General features: G+C 35.2%; 22 protein-coding genes and 1 riboswitch. Of the genes, 6 read left to right on the top strand and 16 right to left on the bottom strand.

What is annotated here, in order from left to right:
- The 10 genes from K332_RS0121590 to K332_RS0121545 form a co-directional block, all read right to left on the bottom strand.
- Window positions 1-238 (bottom strand): hypothetical protein (locus K332_RS0121590; protein WP_026909347.1); only part of this gene is annotated, 238 nt, incomplete at its 3' end.
- A 24-nt stretch (window positions 239-262) separates the two neighbouring features.
- Entirely contained in the window at window positions 263-487 is a 225-nt protein-coding gene (locus K332_RS0121585) for an LXG domain-containing protein (protein WP_026909346.1), read from the bottom strand.
- On the bottom strand, window positions 487-1215 hold the full coding sequence (locus K332_RS23460) for a DUF4176 domain-containing protein (protein ID WP_051359582.1): 729 nt from the start codon (window positions 1213-1215) through the stop codon (window positions 487-489). Before K332_RS23460 ends, K332_RS0121585 begins: the two co-directional genes overlap by 1 nt.
- A 129-nt stretch (window positions 1216-1344) precedes the next feature.
- On the bottom strand, window positions 1345-1707 hold the full coding sequence (gene essA / locus K332_RS0121575) for a type VII secretion protein EssA (protein WP_026909345.1): 363 nt from the start codon (window positions 1705-1707) through the stop codon (window positions 1345-1347).
- Between the two features lie 200 nt (window positions 1708-1907).
- Window positions 1908-6395, bottom strand: coding sequence for a type VII secretion protein EssC (gene essC / locus K332_RS23130; RefSeq protein ID WP_051359586.1), 4488 nt, complete (start codon window positions 6393-6395; stop codon window positions 1908-1910).
- A gap of 42 nt (window positions 6396-6437) precedes the next feature.
- Window positions 6438-7676, bottom strand: a complete 1239-nt coding sequence (gene essB / locus K332_RS23125) for a type VII secretion protein EssB (RefSeq protein ID WP_051359581.1) — start codon at window positions 7674-7676, stop codon at window positions 6438-6440.
- A 73-nt stretch (window positions 7677-7749) separates the two neighbouring features.
- A complete protein-coding gene (gene yukD / locus K332_RS0121560) occupies window positions 7750-7989 on the bottom strand; it encodes an ESX secretion system protein YukD (protein ID WP_026909344.1) in 240 nt (79 codons plus the stop codon).
- A gap of 179 nt (window positions 7990-8168) precedes the next feature.
- Entirely contained in the window at window positions 8169-8459 is a 291-nt protein-coding gene (locus K332_RS0121555) for a WXG100 family type VII secretion target (RefSeq protein ID WP_026909343.1), read from the bottom strand.
- Window positions 8460-8647: 188 nt separating this feature from the next.
- A complete protein-coding gene (locus K332_RS0121550; RefSeq protein WP_156914262.1) occupies window positions 8648-9001 on the bottom strand; it encodes a hypothetical protein in 354 nt (117 codons plus the stop codon).
- A 25-nt stretch (window positions 9002-9026) separates the two neighbouring features.
- Complete coding sequence (locus K332_RS0121545) at window positions 9027-10523, bottom strand: peptide MFS transporter (RefSeq protein WP_026909341.1); 1497 nt, start codon at window positions 10521-10523, stop codon at window positions 9027-9029.
- Window positions 10524-10926: 403 nt separating this feature from the next.
- On the opposite strand from K332_RS0121545, the gene K332_RS0121540 reads away from it, so the two are divergent.
- The gene (locus K332_RS0121540; RefSeq protein WP_156914266.1) at window positions 10927-11925 is read left to right on the top strand and encodes a tetratricopeptide repeat protein; all 999 of its coding nucleotides are present in this window, start codon (window positions 10927-10929) and stop codon (window positions 11923-11925) included.
- Between the two features lie 140 nt (window positions 11926-12065).
- Here the strand turns inward: K332_RS0121540 and K332_RS0121535 are convergent, their stop codons facing one another.
- Window positions 12066-12377: an RNHCP domain-containing protein gene (locus K332_RS0121535; protein ID WP_026909339.1), complete on the bottom strand. Its 312-nt coding sequence runs from the start codon at window positions 12375-12377 to the stop codon at window positions 12066-12068.
- A 476-nt stretch (window positions 12378-12853) separates the two neighbouring features.
- Here K332_RS0121535 and K332_RS0121530 point away from each other — a divergent pair, with 476 nt between their 5' ends.
- Window positions 12854-13216 carry a hypothetical protein gene (locus K332_RS0121530; protein WP_026909338.1) on the top strand — a complete coding sequence of 121 codons (363 nt, stop codon included), beginning with the start codon at window positions 12854-12856 and terminating at the stop codon, window positions 13214-13216.
- Between the two features lie 135 nt (window positions 13217-13351).
- Here K332_RS0121530 and K332_RS0121525 read toward each other — a convergent pair whose 3' ends face one another.
- The 3 genes from K332_RS0121525 to K332_RS0121515 form a co-directional block, all read right to left on the bottom strand.
- Window positions 13352-14647, bottom strand: coding sequence for an NCS2 family permease (locus K332_RS0121525; protein WP_026909337.1), 1296 nt, complete (start codon window positions 14645-14647; stop codon window positions 13352-13354).
- 308 nt (window positions 14648-14955) lie between these two features.
- A riboswitch (purine riboswitch) is annotated at window positions 14956-15057 on the bottom strand.
- 126 nt (window positions 15058-15183) lie between these two features.
- Window positions 15184-16446, bottom strand: coding sequence for an MFS transporter (locus tag K332_RS0121520; RefSeq protein ID WP_245604789.1), 1263 nt, complete (start codon window positions 16444-16446; stop codon window positions 15184-15186).
- 2 nt (window positions 16447-16448) lie between these two features.
- Window positions 16449-16931 carry an ArsR/SmtB family transcription factor gene (locus K332_RS0121515; protein ID WP_026909335.1) on the bottom strand — a complete coding sequence of 161 codons (483 nt, stop codon included), beginning with the start codon at window positions 16929-16931 and terminating at the stop codon, window positions 16449-16451.
- Between the two features lie 280 nt (window positions 16932-17211).
- Between K332_RS0121515 and K332_RS0121510 the strand changes: the two genes are divergently transcribed.
- Complete coding sequence (locus K332_RS0121510) at window positions 17212-19272, top strand: thioredoxin domain-containing protein (protein ID WP_026909334.1); 2061 nt, start codon at window positions 17212-17214, stop codon at window positions 19270-19272.
- 108 nt (window positions 19273-19380) lie between these two features.
- On the opposite strand, the gene K332_RS0121505 is transcribed toward K332_RS0121510, so the two are convergent.
- Window positions 19381-20181 (bottom strand): MBL fold metallo-hydrolase, encoded by an 801-nt coding sequence (locus K332_RS0121505; RefSeq protein WP_026909333.1) that lies wholly within the window; start codon window positions 20179-20181, stop codon window positions 19381-19383.
- Window positions 20182-20292: 111 nt separating this feature from the next.
- The gene (locus tag K332_RS0121500) at window positions 20293-20691 is read right to left on the bottom strand and encodes a GyrI-like domain-containing protein (RefSeq protein ID WP_026909332.1); all 399 of its coding nucleotides are present in this window, start codon (window positions 20689-20691) and stop codon (window positions 20293-20295) included.
- 436 nt (window positions 20692-21127) lie between these two features.
- Here K332_RS0121500 and K332_RS0121495 point away from each other — a divergent pair, with 436 nt between their 5' ends.
- From K332_RS0121495 to K332_RS0121485, 3 genes are all read left to right on the top strand, one after another.
- Window positions 21128-21607 (top strand): GNAT family N-acetyltransferase, encoded by a 480-nt coding sequence (locus K332_RS0121495; protein ID WP_026909331.1) that lies wholly within the window; start codon window positions 21128-21130, stop codon window positions 21605-21607.
- Window positions 21608-21948: 341 nt separating this feature from the next.
- Complete coding sequence (locus K332_RS0121490) at window positions 21949-22353, top strand: VOC family protein (RefSeq protein ID WP_026909330.1); 405 nt, start codon at window positions 21949-21951, stop codon at window positions 22351-22353.
- 235 nt (window positions 22354-22588) lie between these two features.
- The gene (locus tag K332_RS0121485; protein WP_026909329.1) at window positions 22589-23566 is read left to right on the top strand and encodes an aldo/keto reductase; all 978 of its coding nucleotides are present in this window, start codon (window positions 22589-22591) and stop codon (window positions 23564-23566) included.
- Window positions 23567-23580 lie beyond the last annotated feature (14 nt).

Here is a 23580-nt window from a genome sequence, read left to right as displayed (position 1 = left end):
TATCTCCAGCTGCATGTATATTTCTTAGCTGTTCCATCAGATCCGAATTAATATCATTCTTCATATTATCTAGTAAAGCATCTACTTTACTAATAAAATCAGAGTTAAAATCTTTTAGTCTATCCATTGTACTCGTTCGAAATGATGTCGTATAACTCTCAAAGTCATCAATACTAGCATCTAACTTTTTCAAAGTAGATTTAAGATTGGATAGATCCAATTTAATTTCTTTGGCCACGTTCCACACTCCCCTCTCACTTCACTATCTGAACGAAACGGAATTAATTCTACTAATCAATTGTTCTAACTCTGTATTCATTTGCTGAACGATTTCTTCCATTTCCTCCAATACTGACGCATTTTCTAAATCCATCTGTCCGAAGTTTTGGTTGATTTCATTAATTGCATCCTGTAAATTATCAATAACCCCCGCATCCCATCCAGCATGTAAAATATCATGACAAAAACTAGCTGTATATAATCCCATTACAATTCACCTACTTGTTGATGTTTTAAATCATTCTCAAGTTTTTTCATATCGCTACCCGAAAACTCAATAGATTGTAAATCTCTATCGAGTATAAACTCTTCCTTCATCAATAATTCGAATGCCCGTTCCATTTCATCTTGATACCCTAGATGAACAATAGATTGAATCAAAGGCTCCGTAAAATAAATTTGCGCATCTTTTCTTATCTCTCCGAGCGGATAAACAACTCCCGCATAAGGAAAATAAGTGCTGTAATTCTGTGGTGCGATATATCTGCCTGTAATGACAACCTTTGTAGGGGACGATGTTGGTTGATCGAGTTTGAAGTATTCTGGATTTAATTCTACAACCGTTCCGAGTGGTAAAAGATCTCGCATTATTTCAATCGTACTTGAGAAAAGTTTGCTGAAATTCTCTTTATCTAGAGAAAACTGCTTATCATGAAAAGCTATCGTATATGTGGGGTCTTGGTAGCTATAGTAGATTGGTATATCTTTACTAGTCATGGTGTAGGATGTCACTTTTTTTCGAAAGGAATCCATAATATCTTGAAGTACTTGCTTATCCTCCATAAATAGCTGATAAAAATCCCGTATGGCAAATCCATCTTCTAACTGTTTTTCCTTTTCTAATCCCTGGATAATTTGGTCAACCTTTTGAAGTGCAAGTTTCGTTAACTGTCCTTTAAAATCCAATTCCATCTTCATCAAATCCTTTTCTTTCATACCATTTTTTCTTCAAAAAATAATCAAATGGTATAGCTTAATTTTCCTATTGGCAAGCTTACGAAATATCTATTCCTCGTTTAGTGATATGGGCCATACTGACTTCAATAAGTAAGTATGGCCTTATGTCTAGACGGATTTTTGTTTTATCTTTGGAAGTATGAAAATAAACATGATGATTATTATCACCGAAATAATCATTAGTACCATAATGGAAGAAGCCGCCTCTTCTGTTTGTGTCTCTGCTTCCATTTTTACTGTAGTATCTGGATTGGAAAACAGGCCAATTTGTGCTGTCTTTGCTTGAATGGTGTTACTTTCCCGAATAGCCGTCTGAAATAACTGTTTTTCTATTTGTTCACTGTTTGGTGCTTCTACTTCCTCAAATGTCAGCTGCTTTTGCTCTTTAGGAACTGTCTCATCTTCTGCATGGGACACGATTGGCCAAAACCAAATAACCATTAATACAAAACTAAGTAGAAACTTTTTCATCTTGTACCACCTTAAGCCCTTAAGCCTCTTTCTTTATCCGTATTCGTTAGAAAATCTCATAATCGTTCGTCCCCTAACGAATGTGGTAGTTTTTCTTATGTCGGCGGAAAGTTTTTATACTTTCCTATCTACCATGCTTCAAACAAGCATGCCTCAAACTAGTTTGTGAAGACTCTACTATTCAGATTTACGAGACTATGTCATTTCTCACCAATCGAAATTGTTTCTAAAGTTTTCTTTGACTCAGTTTTTACCCTCTCCATATCAAATCGGGCTATCTGGATTTTAACGGCATCTCCATTTTCGACTAGGTATCCAAAGCCGACCTTCATTTCTGTTTCTTTTCTTGTATATGGTAAGTTTATTAGATTCTGCTCCGACTTTTTCATGAGTAGGATAACTTGTTTAATTTGCTTCACTTCGGTTGTTAGAGCGTCAAATCCCTTGGTAACTTCATTCACGTTTCCACTGACTACGAAATGGAAGCCAAGATGGCTATAACTTTTGATTATATTAGCCAATTTCCCCTGGATGACTGCATCGATATTTTGTTGGAATTGTCCCATTCCATCCACTACAAGCATATATGGTGGAAAAGATAGCGATGATGCTCGTCGTTCATTTAATGCTTCACGGTATAAAGCATCTCTCTTTCTAAATTCTTCTTCCGCTTCCTCAACCCATAATTTGATATGCTCTTTGGATTCTAAGTAAGTTACTTTCTCATCATCTGCATAATCCGATAAAGAACGGCTCATCGAATCACTTACGATAACCTTAGCATGTTCCACTTCTACTATGGAATGTAAGATAATCTTCAAGACATTGGATTTACCTTTTTGACCATCAGCCATCACAATACAATGCTTATTTTTCTTCCAATCCACATAGACAGGTTCAACCGTATCCTCGTTAAGACCAATAGCAACAAGGTCCTCAGATTGGCGAAGATTGTAGTTTTTATTTAGAACAATAAATCCAAGTTTTTCTGGTAGCATTGGTATTGCTTTCGGCCGGTTAAATTTATTGTACATCCCTTTAATTGTTTGAATATCAAGTTTCATATTTTCTAGCAATTCCACATCATTTTTACCCATTGCAGGGAGATAGATTTGTGCAAGCGTAGATTCATCCTTTTTAATATACGCTCTTCCTGGAATTGCTTCTGTCTCGTAAACTGTCCGTCCGACTAAATTAAATTTCTCTGATTCGTCCATTAAATAATGGACGACTTTTGTTTTCAAGTTGCTCATCATGGCCTGTTTCATTGCATTTGGTCTAGTTGTTGCAATCACCATATAAATCCCTAATGACTGCCCATCGCGAGCAATTTGAATAAACTTGTTTTCAAGTTCGAACAATTCGTCTTTTACAATGTCATAATTATCAATCGTAATAAAAATGAGAGGCAGTTCAACTGAAGCTAATGTATTGTACATTTTAATATTGCTAACTTCTTGTTCTTGGAACAGCTTTTTCCGTTTCTCCATTTCTTCTTGTATAATTGAAAAAAACTTTTCCATTTTTCGTTGTTCATCAGCCCGGAAGTAATCCGCCATATGTGGCAGTTGCTTTAATGGTAATAATGCTCCATTTCCAAAATCAAAGACATACATATGGAATTGCTCCGGGTTGTTTTTTCTAGAAAATTGTAATAGGAATGATAATAATGTCATTGACTTTCCATATCCAGAAGAACCATATATACCGATATTTCCATCATCCATTGCCAGATAGACATGATTGCTTTGTCTTTGCAATTCAGGCTCATCCATTAATCCTATGATAATTTGATGTCGGTCTAGTTGCTCATTCGTTGGTATTGGTAGTCTTTCGGAAAGTGGTGGAAGCCAAGGACTTGCCACTTTTGGTATATGTAGACGTTCTTGTACATGGATAATTTCATTCACAACAACATCAATTTCTATCCGATTATCTTTGTTACCACCAACATCTTCCGTTACTTCTGAAAGTGGAATTAATCCGAGATCAGTAACCAAAGCAATTTCATCTTCTGTTTCGAACGCTTCTTTTGCATATGGAGCACCACTCCAGGCGGATTGGAATAGTTCGTATACCTCGTTATTTCCTACTTGGAGATATCCCCGACCTGTAATGGTAATGTTCGCTGCATCCGAATTTTTAAGAATTTCCCTACTATCATTTTCATCTTGTACTTTTAGTGCCACCTTAAAACGCGAGTTACTCCAAATCTGGTCATCGATGATTCCACCAGGTTTTTGAGTAGCTAATATTAAATGAACTCCCAGACTTCTCCCAATACGTGCTGCACTGACTAATTCACGAATAAACTCCGGTTCTTCACTCTTCAATTCCGCAAACTCATCAGAAATAAGAAAAAGATGTGGCATTGGTTGTTTTACTTTTCCTTCTTTATACAGGGATGAGTAATCATTAATGTGATTAACCTCGGATTTATCAAATAGACGCTGTCTTCGCTTCAATTCACTTTTAATAGAGGCGAGGGCACGTTTACTAAAGTTCTTACTCCCCTCAATATTCGTAATTGTTCCCAACAGATGGGGCATATTTTTAAACGGCTGTGCCATGCCACCGCCTTTATAATCGATTAACAGAAATGCAACCTCATGTGGATGGAAGTGAACTGCTAGCGATAAAATATATGTTTGTAAAAATTCACTTTTACCTGATCCTGTCGTCCCTGCTAATAACCCATGTGGACCATGGGCTTTTTCATGTAAATTAAGGTATACTGGATCATCCTTCCCTTTTAACCCAATCGGCACTGCTAGTGATTTTGCAGAATGATTCTCTAACCATTTCTGTTCTATCGTTAAATCCGACACCTGATTAGCTTGAAGAAGCTCCAAAAAGGTTACTTTATCCGGAATAGAGTTACTCATTCCTAATTGATGGTTCAAAGACCTTAACATTCTTGCAAAACGCTCATTATTTTCAACCGAATGTTGGTCGAGCGTAAAGGATAAATGGACTGCCTTTCCATCTTGAATTAATATTTCGCCATTTTCTTCATCAATATATCGGACTAGTGTATTAATATTTTCTGATAGGCTCTCCTTTGTATCCTCAGCAAAAATAGCAGAGATTCCAATGTTCGTATGGATCCCTTCCAAATATTCTAAAATCAGATGCTCAGAAATCAACTGTCGATTCGTTACAATAAAAATAAAGTGTGGAGTAAAAAGCTTCTTTTCCTTATCCTCCGTTAGATCACGTTCCTTTAATATTTCATATATAGTTGTTAGAAGCTGATCCCGTGTTTTTTCGTTATATATTAGTCCCTTTGCATAAACATGTGGTAGTTGAAAGTGGGGTAACCATTTCATCCATTCCCAGCTTTTATACTCTTCCTCATGGAATATGGCGACAAAGCGAATGTCATGATAACTTTGAAAAAAGCTTAACTGACCAACAAGTTGATGAATTTCCTTTTTAACCACCTGATGCTTACCTACCATTCCCATGATACCTTTATAGAGGTCAATGACTAATGGAACATTTCTTACATTCTTATAATGTTCCACCAATTCTTGGGACTTTTCTAAGAGTTCATCGATTTCCTGATTGGACATATCCACACTACTCACTGATACATCATAACTTGAAGGTATTGTCGCTCGACCAATTCTAAATTGAAGAAAATCATTACTAATTCTAGTACGTTCCCAAATACGATCACTAATACTTTGTGTCAAATATTTCATTCGTTCAAATGATGGATAATGATAATACAATACATCTTGTTGTTTTTGAGCCAATTCCTGTAGTTCTTCTCGTTTTGTCTCCATATAACGCTTGTAAAGGCGCTGTCTTTTTTCTTCTTTTTCTCGCTGCTTCTTTCTTTCTCTAAAATATTGAACAGTCGATGTTATGATGGTCGTGGTGAACATCGCAATGGATATTAAGATAAATATACCTCTTGGTCTCACGAGAGCTACTACCCCCATTACAATTAACATAACTAATGGTGGCAAGACGATCATCCAGAGACCTCGACCTGAATGATCACTTTCTTCTCGTGGGAAAGAGAATTCTATTTTTTCATCTGGAAGGTCATACATCATCCGAGGTGTCCGACGATAATTTGGATATTTTTCTTTCATGACCGTTGTAGGCATTTTTAGCTCTGGTAAAGGTAATAGATACCTCTGATCAGCTAAAACAGTAATGGTATCTTCTTCCGTTAATGTACTAATCGCATATGGATGAAAAATAACATCTCCACTTGATAGTTCACTAACTTGGTGTACTACTTCTCCATTTACATAGACATTTTCTATTATGGGTGCAATGCTCCATTTCCCCTCTACTTTAACTAAAGAAAATGCCAACATCTTCTCATCAAGTTGTTCAACTGGGAAGTGTACTTCAGATTGGTTTCCTATATAGTACACTTTCTCGTGTTGGGTACCTTTTCGATATAGAATGCGTACCACATGTTGATCTATCGAAAGTGACTTTACCACTTTATCATTCAAATAACCGATTGAATCCTCTCCTAGAAAAATTTCTAATCCGTCGGCAGGTGTTTGATACTTCTTGATCGTAATATCCTGCTTCATTTCAATCGATTGAATAGTAATATTATTTTTGCGTTTATTACCGATACTTATTTCTTCACGCTCTACATCACTTAATTGTTGACATTGATAGGTTTGATCATAAAAAATCCACAAATATCCCATTTTTCCACCTCCTACTAATGGATTAAGCAATCATTCTTCCCCTTACCCTTCATCTGCCGAATCTTCTGGAACAGATTCATCTTCTTTCATCGCTTCTTGTTCTTCCATTTCTTTCTTCTCTTCGTCGATTTCCGTTTGGTATTCAGCAAGTTCATTATTAATGGCCTTTACTTTTTCTTCACGTTCTCCACCAGTTAAAGATGAATCAGTTTTTACTGCTTCACGCTCTTTTAATAATCCATACATAATCAAATCTCTTGATTCTAGTATTCTAGCTACATCAATTGCCTCTTCATAATTTTCTCTTCCAATATCAATCCAATATTTAAAATAATTCTGATTGGACTGTAAGGTAATGGTATTCATTACATTTTCCCGTTGTAATTCATCCAAGTTTTCCAATGTAAGATAGGAGTGAGCTAATTGATACTGGACAACATAAGGCATGTCTTCATGATCATCATAGTTTTCCAATGTAGAAATGACTGAACTGTATTCATCTTGTAAAAAGAAGCGATTTGCCTCTACATAAGCCTCGGACTGTGGAATCTTAAAAAAGATAGCAGATATACTGTATACGACACTAGGAATCAATGCCAATGCAAGAAATAAGATCATGTATTGAGATAATGTCCATCTCTTTTTAGGAATATGTACAACTGTTTTTTCATATTCTGCAAGCTGTTTCAAATTTTCTTCCATTATCTGCAACAATTGCTCTATGTTCTCTGCTTCCATAATTTTCTTTGTTACAGGTGATAGGGGAATCGTTTCATAATGTAATAAATAAGATGAAAAATTATATGTTTCATCCACACAAGCTGCAACTGTTGCTTTGGTCTCTTGCCAAGTTCGTTCCAAGTCATTTTCGTAAGGTGGTATACTTTCTTGAACCCCGTAATGTAAAAAATGTGGGGTGTGACCTTGGTCGAACATAATATTTTCCGGACAAACCACGAGCTTAATCCGATTCATCGTTTGATTTTGTATGGCTTGAATAATGTTATAAGCGAATCTATATCTGGATTCCTTATTTGTTTGATGGATGATATGAAAGTCATGATAATAATTCGGTGGATGAATACGAATAATTAATTGGTCATCATTGATCGTAAAGTCTCTTGTAAAATCAGGATGAATCGATTTTAATAGATTTATTTCTAGCTTATCTCTTAATCTAATCCTTGCCCGATAAAAAATAATCTCCACTTTTTCATCATCACGAACCATCCTGGCTCCAGTTAGCTTTTCTAAATAGTTATCATCTCTTGGTTTCGACAAAAGTTACCACATCCTTCCCCCACGTTCTATATGCCTCTCGTTCCATTACTAAAGAATCATTTATATTACAAAATTATAGGATTTCAACTTTATCACCAGTTAAAATCCCACATTCTTCTAACGTTTTTGATCCATTGTAAACCCGGTCTTTATTGACAACTTTTATCCAAAATCCTTCCCGAGGTTTTACTGGAATATTTGTTGTTTGCCAAGCAATACTTATTAATTTTTTTATAGAATGTTGGTCTGATAACCTAAGTTCAATCGGTGTTTGGCCATAGTTTTTCATTCCAACCGTTATTTGTATATACATTAACTTCATCCCTATGAAAAAAATTTTAGAAATTAGAAAAACCCGCATTCGCTCTTGTACAAAGCGAATGCGTTAGTTTTTTTATACATGTGGAAAATTTTTATACTTTCCTACCAACTAAAAAAGGATAGTGCCTTCGTTATCCGAGGCACTATCCTTTTTACGCCGTAAGCTATTCCTTATGCTCGGATTTGGCCTGCGACATTAGTATCTGCGTCTCTTAATGCACCTGCAGTAGATACTAATTGTTGGTCAATTTTTTGAAGCAATTCTACCATACTTAGGAATGATGGCTTTAGTTCCTCAAATTGATCAAAGAAAGCCTGAAACGCTTCCCCTTCCCAAAGGTCTCCTAAGTTAGTTGTTAGTTGCGTCAATTCTACAATCGTACCGTTGATGTCTTCAGCTTTCCGAGAATAGTTGGCTGCATAGCCTTCAAGTTCATCAGGATTCAAGCGAATGTTACTCATATTGACATACCTCCAAATGATTAATTTATTACCTTGCGTCCATTATACCTAAGATTTTGAAAAGTGCTATATCGGATATCATATTTTTCCAAAAATTGAATATTTAGCACTAAATCACTCTCTAGGTTTTTATTTTTTCATTACTAATTCACTAGGAAAAAACTACCAATTTTCGTTTTTCTACAGACTTAGAAGATTTCTTTCTTTTTGTTAGACAGAATCACAGCTTTTACTGGAACTTTGTCTTTTAGATTGGTTCTATTAGACTGACTTTCAGCTTTTTCGGCAACTTTGTCTTTTAGAACGGTTCTATTAGACTGACTTTCAGCTTTTTCGGCAACTTTGTCTTTTAGAACGGTTCTATTAGACTGACTTTCAGCTTTTATTGAAACTTTGTCTTTTAGATACGTTCTATTGGACAGACTTTCAGCTTTTTCGGGATCTTTGTCTTTTAGTCGCGTTCTATTAGACTGATTCACAGCTTTTACGGCAACATTGTCTGATAAAAGCAAAAAAGCTGACTTCGAATCAGGAAATCCCAATTCGAAGTCAGCTTTTCAGGTAAGCTTAATTTAAGCCTTTCATAAATTCTTTCAACTTTGGAGAATACATAAATAAGATAATTCCAAGTAAAATGGCGATACCACCAATGACACCGAAGTACATGACTTCTGTTTCTTCTGTATAGAAACGTACTACCTGTGCGTTGATTGCTTGTGCGGATGAGTTGGAAAGATTCCATAAACTCATCATCTGTGCTGCAAAGGCTGCAGGTGCAAGTTTCGTTGAAGCGGATAATCCAACTGGTGAGATTAGTAATTCACCCATTACGATTAGGAAGAAACAAAGTACTAGCCATAGTGGACTTACTAATGTTCCTGTACCACCGTTTAGATAAGCTGGTAGCATCATCACAATAAAGGCTAAACCTGCAAATACTAAACCAAATGAGAACTTTTGTGCAACAGATGGTTGCTTGTCCCCGAGTTTCGTCCACAATCCTGCAAATAATGGTGCGAACATGATAATGAATAATGGGTTAAGAGATTGGAACCATGATGCTTTAAGCTCTATTCCCATAAAGTTTAAGTCTGTACGCTCATTTGCAAAAGTAGCAAGGATACTTGATTGTTGTTCTGCGATTGCCCAGAAAACCATAGCTGCTACAAACAACGGAATATATGCAAGTAGACGAGATTTTTCATCTTTCGTTGTTTTTGGACTACGATACATAAAAATAAAGTATACAGTTGGAATAATAATTCCTAGAATACTAATAGAAAAGATAACACGTTCAACGGTTAACCATCCACCAGAAACTCCAGCCCAACCAACAATTCCTAAGACAATAAGTACAAGAAGAACAATCTTCGTAATACGACCTTTTTCAGGTTTCGTTAATGGATTCGGTACAACAGAACCAGCTAATCCAAGAAACTTCTTACGAGTAATAACATAGACAACTAGTCCAGCAAACATACCGACTGCTGCAACACCAAATCCTAAATGGAAGTTAACTTCCTCACCTAGTGTTCCAACAATATATGGAGCAATAAATGCACCCATGTTGATACCCATATAATAAATACTAAAACCAGAATCACGGCGAGGGTCTTTCATGCTGTAAAGATCCCCAACCATACCACCGACGTTTGGTTTTAACAATCCTGTTCCAATAATGATAAAGAACATAGAAATAAATAAACCTGGTGCACCAAATGGTAAAGCTAGAATAAGGTGACCGACCATGATGAGTACTCCACCATGGAATACAGTCCGAGCAGTACCTAGTATTCGGTCAGCAATCCAACCACCGATAATACCAGACATGTATACAAGTGAACCATATATTGCCATAATAGAGTTCGCAGTGGTTTGGTCAATGCCTAGTCCACCGTCTTTGACTTCATAGTACATATAGAATAGTAAGATTGCTCGCATTCCATAGTATGAGAATCGTTCCCAGAACTCAGTAAAAAATAGCGTTGAGAGTCCTTTTGGATGACCAAAAAAACCTTTTTGAGGAATCGTTTTTAGAATGGACTCCTTATCATATGATTTCATTGAAGAAATAGCCTCCTGTTGTTTAAATTTCGTAAATAAACTGAAAACTCTCAAGTAGTTGACTTAAACATTTTAAAATAAATTATAACTAACGTAAAGGGCTTTTTAAGAAGTGAAATAGTTCTAAAAAATAGCAAGATAGTGAATCATTTTTATGTAAGCGATGTAGTCATTAGTATTTCCACGTTTCTAATTTTCACTAGTAGTAAGAAACTGGAAGAATAATTAATATTTGTTAAAGTAACTTATAATCAGCCTTTACTAAATTGTTTGTATTTTCTATACATGAAAATAGTTTTTATACTTACTAAACTATCAAAAACGAGAGTTACAAACGTGCACCCCAAAGCTAAATATGAGATACTTTAGAAAAATTTTGATAGAAGGTGTCATACAAGTGGAAATGAATCACTTGCATAAGGAACTACATCATATGGGGTATCACCATTCTGCTGAACTAGTTACGAAATTAATCGAGGAAGATATGTCGATAGATAATTTAACTCAAATTTTAGAAGAATGCGTGCCACCTCACACTATGTTGCCAGACGATATTACTATTTTATATAACCAATTAAAACAAGTAGCTACCTTCCATGAGAAGTATCAACCCATACTATTGCGCGATTTAACGATTATTTTGATGGAAATCATACATCCTTCCACTGATTCAGCTGTGATTTTCTTGGAAGATGATGAATTAAACGAAGTAACCGAACTTTATAGTGGGGCGGTAGTTGGTAATTTTGATGCTCAATTAGAACTTGGACATTTCTATCAATCGATTAATCAAGATGAATGGGCTTTTGACTGGTTTAAATTATCCGCTACGGTTGGTAACGCCGATGCCCTATACATGCTAGGTAATTATTATTTTATGGGTAAAGTTGTAGAACAGGATCTAGAGAAAACGTATTATTGTTATAAATCTGCTGCGGAAAAGGGTCATGCGGATGCCTTAAATAATTTTGCAGATATGTATTTACGCGGAGAGTATGTAGAAAAAGATGAGAAAAAGGCACTTAAAATTTTTAAACTGGCTGCTGAAAAAGAGGTACCCGAAGCAATGTATACATTAGGCTATATGTATGAAAATGGTGTTGGGACTATAGTAGATTTAGAGGAATCAAGAGAATGGTTTATAAAATCTGCACATGCTGGGGATGTGTTTGCTGCGAATCGCCTTGGCCATGAAGCCGTGGAGAATGGAAGAGGAGAAGAAGCTATTTCTTGGTATCAAATGGCTGCTGAGAGTGGTGACTCTTATGGGGAATTTAATCTTGGGCTTTGTTATGAGAATGGCATAGGAACAACCGTTAATTTGAAAAAGGCAAAGAATTGGTACAAGAGAGCAGCATTAAAAGGGGATGAGCAAGCGAAGGAGAGATTAAAAGAGCTATAAGCATTCCATAGAATTCAGTAATTCAAATAACTTTCTTTTAAAATTCAAAATGATCCTCACTATCGCTTGAAAACTAATCCCCGTTACAATATTTTCATGTAACGGGGATTAGTAAGTATGTATGCAAATCCTGCTTGATTTTACATTAGATTTTGATAATAGTTAATAACATTATCAGGTTGAACACTGTTCTCAGCTACTTTGTTTTTCTTTATCCTTTTGCATTTTAAGCATTGATGAATGATTTGATAACCTTTTTTAGCATGGTATGAAATATCGATAGGTTTCATTAAACCACCACAACTTGAACTTCTATCACCTGGCTTGTCATCCAAATGTTTGGAATACAAGCAATGTGGACAATGGTTCCGATAACTTCCATTAGTTAATGGCATGACATAATTACTACAATTCTCACAAATAAAACTAGTATTTTCTTCTTTTCTACCCAAAACATATCCTCCTAGATTTAGATTGAAATCTAGAAGAAAGGGTTCAGTTTTGTTTTCCTCACATTGACTATGTAAGTCTTAGGCTTTACTGTACTAGTGACAAATTCACCGCCATATTCTGTATAGCGATTACTTCTATTTCCTACTTCCATACAGCATCTTTCATCTGTATATCCGGACCACGATCAATTTTGTTTCATTGTGTTGACCACTGTAAGACAGATTGCCTCCACCTTCCAATAGTAAGTGTATGTACAGTATCACTAACGTTGGCAGTCTTCCCCTAGTTTTGGGTAGTTATATTTATAAAGCACATTTATTAATCACCTTGTTTACAGGATTAGCATACATGAATCAATTATAATATTATTCCTCGGCAATTAGCCAAAGTTTTTTAAAATCCTTCTACCCTAATTCAATATATCTTCTGTGATATCATTATGCTAATAGAATAATTTATGAAAGGGAATCAGATTATGGACATGACAAACACTGCAGAAATAATTGTAAAACAAAGTAAAAACACGATAAACAGCATGGAAAACTTGAAACGTCACACAACAAAAAATGATCAGATCCGCTCTAACTTGTTTGAAAAGTTTTGTGCAAATGAACATTCATTACGGGTATATTCCTATATGGATGCTGAAATTAGTCAATCAACAGAAGTAAAAACATTTATGGAGAAAGTTGCATTATTTGGTGGAAACTTCATAGGAGTTAATACAGATTTTGAAACCGTTGTAGATAAAAAAGAGGTTCAAACTGCTTTTCAAGAAGCTATATCAACATTCTATACAATGGCTCGAAAACTAGGATTCGAAAATGAAGCACATTAATTTTTAATCGCATCTTGCTCCCCCTCTGTCCTTCTTTTAACCTCTTTTAAGCACTATAGGATCTAAACAAAAATTAGGACAAATTCTAAGAGAAAGAATCTGTCCTAATTTTTCTTACCTAACGTTAACCTAAAGCTAGGCAACAAAAACAAAATATAAGATAAACAATAAACCAAGTACGTACATAATTGGGTGAATTTCTTTAAAACGCTTTTGTACAATTAAGCAAAGTGGATAAAGAACAAAACCAAATGCAATGCCCGTAGCCACACTAGAAGTGAGGGGCATCATAATTATCGTTAAAAAGGATGGAATAACGATTTCAAGCTTATTCCAGTTTATTTTACTTATCTCCATCGCCATTAAGGCACCTACTATTATTAAAGCGGGTGCGGTAACTTCCAAAGTAATAACCGCAAGTATTGGAGAAAAGAATAAAGCAATTGCAAAACAAGCAGCAATAATGACCGAAGTGAATCCAGTTCTGCCCCCAACTGCAATACCAGCGGATGATTCAACACTCGTTGCAGGAGTGGATGTTCCTAGAATCGCTCCGACTGCACCAGCAGAAGAATCTGCAAGTAACGCTCTTCCTATATTTGGAATCTTGTTATCTTTCATCATTCCTGCCTGACTAGTAAGACCGATTAATGCACCAGCCGTATCAAAAAAGGCCACAAATAGAAAAGTGAAGATAACCGCCAATATTTCCGGGGTGAAAATTTCATTTAAGTGTGAGAATACGACCCCGAATGTTGGTTCCATACTAGGTATACTTCCAATTAACTTAGAGGGAACCTTAATTAATCCAACAATCATCCCTATGATCGTTGTGATTACCATTCCATAGAAAATCCCACCATTAATTCCGCGTACTAACATAATTACTGTGATGATAAGACCAATTATAGCCAGTCCAGTTGCAGGTGAGGTTAGGTTTCCTATCGTAACAAATGTGTCTGGGTTAGAAATAATAATTCCAGCATTCTTTAATCCGATAAATGTGATGAAAAATCCAATTCCAGCTGCTATCGCATGTTTTAAATCTGGTGGAATAACAGTAATAATCTTTTCCCGGATTTTCATTAAACTTAGTAACATAAATATAATTCCTGCAATAAAAACACCAGTCAAAGCCACTTCCCACTTTATTCCCATTCCAATACATACAGAAAAGGTAAAAAATGAATTTAATCCCATACTTGGGGCAATTGCGATTGGGTAGTTTGCAAGTAAACCAATAAGTAGTGTACCGATAATAGCAGTAAGAGCTGTTGCTGTAAATACAGCTCCCCTATCCATTCCCGCTTGACTAAGGATAAGTGGGTTTACAACTAAAATATATGCTACAGATAAGAACGTTGTCAGTCCTGCTAATGATTCTTGTTTAAAGGACGTATTGTGTTCCGTAAACTTAAAAAAATTTTTCATGATGTTTGTTCTCCTCTTCTATGATGTTAAAGAAAGAATTTCAGATAAAGTGAAACTTCAATCAGTTGGGGGTTTTAGGCCTACAGGATGTAGGTCATGCAGACGAAGACATAAGGACGTGGCGGTCTTAGTCTGCGTTCCCTTATTCCCCCACTGATTGTTAGTTGAACGAATCATTCGCTCGTCCTTTTACGAATGTGTTAGCTTTTCTTATGTCGGCGGAAAGTTTATTATACTTTCCTAACTACAAAAAAACTTTGACTACAAGCTAGCCAAAGTTTTATCTACAGAGGAATTTAAAAATATTTACTATTTTTTCCATTCCTTGTAGACAAGCTATTTATGGTAGCTTAGTAGAAACGTTCAAGCCATATTCTTGAACTTATACAAGGTTTATCATTTTTTTATAATAGAAGAATGTTATCAGGTTTTGGTCTAAACGTCAATGAAAAATAAATCCCGTCTTAATTATCATCGTCTGAATGCCACTAGTAAGAAATCCTATGAAAAGTTGTGTCTATATTGTTTATATCCAATTAAGCCGCACTACTACTATTAAACAGCTTCACACGATCAATTTCAGGTAGTTTACGTAAAACAGAACTACTCAACCAAAAAATGCTGAAAATCATCATTGAAATACTACAGATCATAACAGAAATTACTGGTGAGAAGGTTTCACCTATAAATCCACCAATCAGAGCACCTATAGGCATACCCAAAGCCGCTGTACTAGTTAACAACGTGACTACTCTACCTATGAAATGTGTCTCCACTTGTTTCTGAATGGCTGAAAATACAAAGATGTTAAGTACTCCAATCGAGATTGCACCTGCACCGTATAAAATAATAGATGGGATTAACGGTAAAGTTGCACTACCCATCCATACTATACCTGTACCAAAAAAGGTAATGATAATTAATTTTCCAAAATTGATTTGCTTTAGCTTAGAAGAAATAATCGCACCGATCATCATTCCAAAAGACATGGCTGCTAAATAAAATCCATACGCGGCTTCTATGCCACTACCCTTCATGAGAGAAAATGCAGGTAAATTGGTTGTCATGATGACCATTGCAATGTTGATAAAAACAATAGAAAAAATCATTTTAGGAATTAAGGAATTTCTAATATAGTTAAAACCCGCCTTGAGATCAATGATATAAGTCTTAGCCGCCGATTCCATAGAGGCATGATTATCTCTTGTAATGTCCGGTTGTTGGAAATTAAAGAATGTATACAAGAGGCTTACTAATAATAGACAGACCGCAGTAATAGAGATGGCTGGTATCGTCCCAATGAATGTAATAATAATACCTGCTCCTGCAAGAAAAGCAATGTTCATTGCTTCACGAATCGTTTGTAAAAAGGAATTTGCCTCCACCACATTATCTTTGCCTACAATAATTGGTAGTACTGTTGATTCAATTGGATACGTGTATTGTGTCAATAAAGCAACGATAAATAACAAACTAATGACATACCAAATATTTAATCCGATTGTGTAGTGTAATAACGGAATGGTGAGTAAGATAATCGCTTTTATAAGGTTACCGTATACTAAACTATGTTTATATTTAGCGTAATTAGCTAAAGGGGCAATTAAAAACGACATAGCGCCAGCTGAACTTATCGCAAAAACAGCTAAACCAGAGAAGAATACACTTCCACTTAAATTTAATACAAGCAGCATTCCTGCAATTAAGTAAATTCCACTTCCAATCTCATTAATAAAAACGCCCGTCATTAATAGTAAAAAATTTCTTTCTATCATAAATGATTTCTTTTTTTTCATCATTATTACTCCTCCTCGTTCGATTCTTTTATAAGAAATTCAATTGAATATGGTGATTGTTCCTCTGAATCCTTTTCTTTATGTGATAAGTGTCCATATTTAAAGAAAAGGTCATTTATCTCTTCGCTTAACTGGGCTACAAGTTTTTTTGATAAATAAATCTGTGTGGTTCCTCCATCAACTTGCCCAGGAGGATTTACCTGCTCCGGATTTTTATATACATTTGCTTTTGCTCTGTAATATTTCTCGACTATCCCCTTTTCCGTACTAACACTTTCAACTTCTAGAATATCGTGCTTGAAAAGCTGTTGAATATGGTAGTAAACCGTTCCAGGGTTTTTCCCAACTAAGTCTGCTACTTGCTTAGGTGTCATGGATTTTTCATAGAGATAAGCTACTATTCGTGACCTTAGGGGATTGGAAAGCACTTTTTGTTGTTCCCAATTAATTTCCATAACTTGTTTTTCTAATTCATTTTTTTTATTCATTTAAATCATCACCTTTATTTTTGTATTTTAAATCGATTTGTAAATCCAAATCACCTATTTGTAATTATAATACGATTTGTAAATCCAAATGTCAATAGATTTTTCTGACTTTTTTTGCAAATGTAAATTCACATGAAACAATAGCGTATTATTTGGGAAGATTATTTGTATACTTTCGAGGTTTAAATTAGTTAAGTTCTACTATAACTAGGTAGGCTTACGTAGCATAATTGGATTCTTATGGTAAAGTATAATAAGTAGAAAGAAGGTGTGATTCCCTATGACAAATAAAAGGACACCCAATAAATTAATCACTGAAAAATCACCATATTTATTACAACATGCAAATAATCCCGTTAACTGGTTTCCATGGGGAGAAGATGCATTTGAAAAAGCGAAACAAGAGGATAAACCCATCTTCCTCTCAATCGGCTACTCGACTTGTCATTGGTGCCACGTCATGGCCCATGAATCATTTGAAGATGAAGAAGTTGCTAAGATTTTAAACGACCACTATATCTCGATAAAAGTAGATCGTGAAGAACGACCGGATATCGACTCCATCTACATGAAAGTGTGCCAAATGATGGCAGGACATGGTGGTTGGCCTCTCACTATATTCATGACACCAGATAAAGTCCCATTTTATGCTGGAACTTATTTTCCAAAAGAAAGTAAGTATGGAAGACCTGGATTAATGGAAGCTTTAGAACAACTACATAACAAGTACACAACTGATCCTGAACATATATCTGAAGTAACGGAAAGTGTCCAACATGCATTAGACAATACTACACGCGAAAAAAGTAAGAACCGTTTATCTAAAGATACAACTGACAAAGCTTTCCAACAATTAGGCCGAGGATTTGATTTTACATATGGTGGTTTCTGGGAGGCTCCGAAGTTTCCTCAGCCTCAAAATTTAATGTTCCTACTTCGTTATTATCATTTTACTGGTAAAACGGCCGCATTAAAAATGGTGGAAAGTTCGTTACAACATATGGCCGCAGGTGGTATTTGGGACCATATTGGCTATGGATTTGCTAGATATTCGACAGATGAAAAGTGGCTTGTTCCACATTTTGAGAAAATGCTTTATGATAATGCTCTTTTACTAATGGTATACACGGAGTGTTATCAAATCACAAAGAAGCCTGTCTATAAACAAATCGCTGAACAGATTATTGAATTTGTAAAGCGAGAAATGACTAGTGATGACGGGGCTTTTTATTCTGCTATTGATGCAGACTCAGAAGGTGTTGAGGGAAAATATTATGTGTGGGAAGATGAGGAAATATACGAAATACTTGGTGAGGACTTAGGCGAAATCTATACAACTGCTTATGGTATCACCCCTTACGGTAACTTTGAAGGAAAAAATATCCCGAACCTAATCAAAGCTAGTTTAGAAAGTGTTGCAGAAGAGTTCGATTTGACACGGAATGAATTACGTGAGCTATTGGAAGGAGCAAGACAAAAACTCTTAGTGGAGCGTGAAAAAAGAATTTATCCGCATGTCGATGACAAAATTCTAACCTCATGGAATGCGATGATGATTGCTGGATTAGCAAAAGCTAGCAAAGTTTTTCATTCTAAAGATTATTTGGCAATGGCTGAAAAAGCCGTTCAATTTATCGACTCAAAACTCATCATGAACAATAGATTAATGGCCCGTTATAGAGACGGTGAGACCAAATATAAAGCCTATCTGGATGATTATGTTTTTCTCATCTGGGCGTATATGGAGTTATATCAAACAACCTTTAACTTGGATTATCTGGAAAGAGCTAAGCATTTTACAAACGAGATGATTGATCTTTTTTGGGACGTAGATCATGGTGGTTTTTTCTTTAGTGGTAAGGATAATGAAAAGCTTATCTCCAATGATAAGGAAATCTATGATGGTGCTACTCCTTCTGGAAATAGCGTTGCAGCAGTTGTGCTTGTTCAGATGGGGCACTTAACTGGAGAAACGGAATATTTAGATAGAGCAGAAGAAATGTACTATACGTTTTATGAGGATATCAATATACAGCCATCAGCAGGGGCATTTTTCATCCAGAGCCTTTTGCTTACTGAGAATCCGACAAAAGAGTTAGTTATTTTATATGAAGAAGATCAATCATGGGACAAGGTAAGAAATATGCTTCAAGAAAGTTTCACACCCGATATAGCATTACTTGTCGCAAAGAATCCCGAACAATTTAAAAAAGTAGTACCCTTTGCTGCTGATTATAAAAAACAAGACAATAAATCCACAATCTATGTCTGTGAAAATTTTGCTTGTAAACAGCCAACGACAGATATAGAAACTGCTTTAACAACTATTTTAAATCAATAGGCAATGTTAAAATTATAAAAAAAGTAGAACTTCCAGAATGCTCGGAAGTTCTACTTCGTAATATAGGCTTCTTCAACTAAAGAACCAGTAAATGCAATAATTTGTTCATTAAAAACTTTCTTCTTTCACTAATTTCTTATTATCGTAATGAATGCTTTTCATTCCATCAAAAAAACGAAACTTATTCTGACATTTGCTTTCTAAATCCCCATCATCATTAATTAGTTGCTGTAAATAATCCTTTGAAAATTTTATTCTATTTATCATTTCCTGTTTTACTTTCGTGGTGGAACCATGACCAGGTATGTGATATTTGATATCGAAATTTTTTATAATATAAGAAGCTGTTTCTATAGTATTTACATAATCCTGATAGTTACTGAATATGAAAGGAAATTCCACATCAGATAGATAATCACCTGAGAGGAATACCCCGTACGGTTCTATGATAGTAAATAAACTATCATTTGTATGTCCAGGAGCTTTATAAAAAGTTAAGGATAAGTCCCCTAATTTAATACTTTCTCCATTATTAACAATTGGTATATCAACTTCTGGATAAGTAGGAACATAATTTCTTTCTAAGTAGTATCCTTGGTCAAATTCATAAATTTTTCGAACAATTTCTGCTTTATTTGGATTATTTATAAATTCTTCTGATGCGATTACTTTTGCTTCCGGAAATGCTCCAGAGCCTATAATATGGTCAAAATCACTGTGGGTATAAATGATATACAGATCCCTATTGCCCAATTGCTTATTTATGAATCTTCTAATTTCCTGGATTTCACCAGGTAGCCAATTAGGATCGGTCATGACAATGACCTCATTAGATTGAATTATTGATGTAGAAGTCATATACAATGAACTTTGAAAAACAGTAATATTATTCTCTTGGAAGTGAAACATTATATCCCCTCAAATCTTATACCTTTTGCAAATTAAACAATCCTGCTGTGACTGCACAATAAATTGAATCTTCTTATACAAAGTACTTTATCGTTTAATAAACATAGTAAACTATTTAGTAGCTATATGAATCTCGATTTGACCATTAGGATAATATCTTTCAAAATCAAACGAATAAGCTCTCTTTAAAAAAGCATTCTTTTCTAGTTCCCATATCTGCTTCCAAGTGTTAAGTATTCCATTTTCATCTGATATATCTACTTCAAAGACCTCATATTTAGTTGTGTTTGGAATATTAATTGTAGATGCATTATCACTACTTTCTATTGCTACGCTTAATGTATAATCCCCCTTATAATCACTCTCGTAACCATGATACAAACCATATGTAACCTCATCTTGGTGTTTTAAAATACTCGAAGACTCTTTCCACAAATCTGTAATCTTTTGCATGATAGCTTCGTCTTTAAAATTATTAGTTCTAACACTTTTAATTATCTTTAGGTTCATGATAAATACTTCTCCCAACGTTTCTATTATATTTCTACAAAATATATATTTTTCCTTCTTCCAACACTTCTACTTTAGTTATATAAAATATTATGTTAAGTCACAAATATAGTTAATTTTATTATATCATAAATTTCTGAATTTTATATCAAACATTCCCACATAATCAAGTCGTTCATAGTAGCTTCATTTCTTTAATGTTGAATACTTTCCAACACCTGAAACCAAGCAAGTTAATTGTTCAGATACTAGTGGCAATACCATTAAATCGTTGTATATACGCCATTAGTCTCCTTTGGTAAAGTAGGAAAGACTATAAATAGCACCCAAAATCATCATCTTGGAAATCTTTCAATGTTTTATAGCTTAGTATGATAAGATAAAGATGAATATTTCGAAAGCTCATTTCATCAAAAAGAGGATAGGAGCTAGTAAAATGGAATTAACATTATTAAAATTTCAAGAAAATGATTTTGACTATTATTTTCGCCTAGTGTCCAATGAAAAGGTTATGGCACAAATCACAGAGCGTTCTATTCCTTATGATGAAGCGCAATCGAACTATATAAAGTTATTAAAACGCAATAAAAAATATGATAGATATGGTTCCTATAAAATTATGGATTGTGAGAATCATTTCATCGGACTTGGGCATCTAACTTTACATGAAGATAATATGGATGAAGCTGAAATTGGCTATATGATATTGCCAGAATACTGGGGGATGGGTTACGGAACTGAGATAGCCAAAAGATTAATCAACATTGCAAATCAATCAAATGTAAAGATACTAAAAGCAATCATTGACCCAGAAAATATTCCTTCCAGAAAAATATTAATCAACCAGGGATTTATATCAGAAAAAATTTGTGAAATAGACGGTTTGCCAGGAGAAATATTAAGTAAAAGTATTTAAGCAAGAAATAAATAGGAGGTTGGGACATAACTAAAGATTTAAGTCAAAAATCTGAATGAATCATCATACTAGCTCCGGAAATATACGGAGACTCCTTGAAAAAGAAGTACACTTTTTCTGCGTGCGATGATTCGCTACCGAAGCGTTCCTTGTCCTATGGGAGGATAGGCATCGGTGAGCCCATGGCAAGGTAGACACTGCGACGGTTCTTTCGAGCAGATGTCGCCCCTGTGCTCGAAAGTAAAAGCGGAGTATATTTCCGGAGCGTATTAATTTTATCACTTTAAGATTATGTTAGTATTGTGAAAGAACTATCTAGCAATAAAGTGGAGGAACATATAATGACAAAAGGGTTGATTCATCACATTGAACTATATGTGTCAGATATTAATCGGACAAAACATTTTTGGGGTTGGTTTCTTGAAGAATTAGGATATACTTCTTTTCAAGAATGGGAAAATGGGCAAAGTTGGAAAATCAATCATACATACATTGTTTTTGTACAAACAGAGGATAGGTTTTTAGATATTCCCTATCATAGATGCCGAGTAGGTCTTAATCATCTGGCGTTTCATGCAAGTTCTCGTCAACACGTTGATGAAATGACAGAAAAATTAAAAGAACGAGGAATATCCATTCTTTATTCAAAAGCTCATCCATTTGCTGGGGGAGATAATCATTATGCTGTGTATTTTGAGGACCCTGATAGATTAAAAGTAGAACTTGTGGCACCTATTAATACTTAAGGTAAAGTCGTTCTAGATTAGCCTTACTATTTATAACTTAAAGTAATAAAGTGAAACTTCAATCAGTGGGGGTTTTTGTACTTCCCCCACTGATTGTTAGTTGAACGAACCTTAGCTTTTACTGGCTGTTGATCCCCCACTTATAATTCTTGAATTTCACTCGAATTCCTCTCGTTTAGGGTCTTACAGCCAGTTAACCTGCGATAAAATATACGATGATTTAGGAGGAACGAACATGAATGTAATGCCTATTGAAAAAAGGGGAATTACTACAAGCCGCCTTGTACTAGGCTGTATGGGATTTGGTGGTGGCTGGGATCAAGCCACTTACATAAAAGAGGATATCCTAAAAGCAGAAAAGGCAATTGATGCAGCATTATCAAATGGGATTACGATGTTTGATCATGCGGATATTTACACGATAGGAAAAGCAGAAAAAGTATTTGGTGAAATCTTAAAATCACGGCCAGAACTAAGAAAAGACATCGTACTTCAATCAAAATGCGGTATTCGATTTGCCGATGACAAAAATCCAGGTCGATATGACTTTTCAAAAAATTATATCTTGGATTCAGTGGATGGGATCCTGAAAAGGCTGAACACGGAGTATTTAGATATTCTCCTATTACATCGTCCAGACCCGTTGATGGAACCAGAAGAAGTGGCAGAGGCATTTGAAACGTTAAAGAAGACAGGTAAAGTTAATCACTTTGGGGTTTCTAACATGAGTGCTTCTCAAATTCAATTTTTGAATGCTTATTGTTCTGAACCTATGATTGTTAACCAACTGAATATGAGCCTAAAACATATTGATTGGCTAGAGCAAGGTATTTTAGTAAATCAACAAGAAGGTACAGGTGTGAACTTTCCAGATGGGACAATGGAATATTGTCGCTTAGCCGATGTACAAATTCAAGCATGGGCACCATTAGCAAATGGGATATATTCCGGTCGCACCATTGAAAATCCATCCGAATCGGAGCTCGCTACCATAGAACTGGTGAAGAAATTAGCATTGGAAAAAGAAACCTCCACAGAAGCCATTGTGCTTGGCTGGTTAATGCGTCATCCAGCTATGATTCAACCTGTTATCGGTACAACTAACCCAGAGAGAATACAAAAGTGTCAAGATGCGATAAGGCAGGCAGAACTTATGACTCGAGAGGAATGGTATTCCCTATATACTGCTTCACGTGGTGCTAGATTGCCCTAACTAATAGGAACTTG

This window comes from Paucisalibacillus globulus DSM 18846, from assembly GCF_000482485.1.
GTDB classification, from domain to species: Bacteria; Bacillota; Bacilli; order Bacillales; family Amphibacillaceae; genus Ornithinibacillus; species Ornithinibacillus globulus.
Note: the sequence above shows the minus strand (reverse complement) of the source record. Positions and strands in the feature narration are given on the sequence as shown.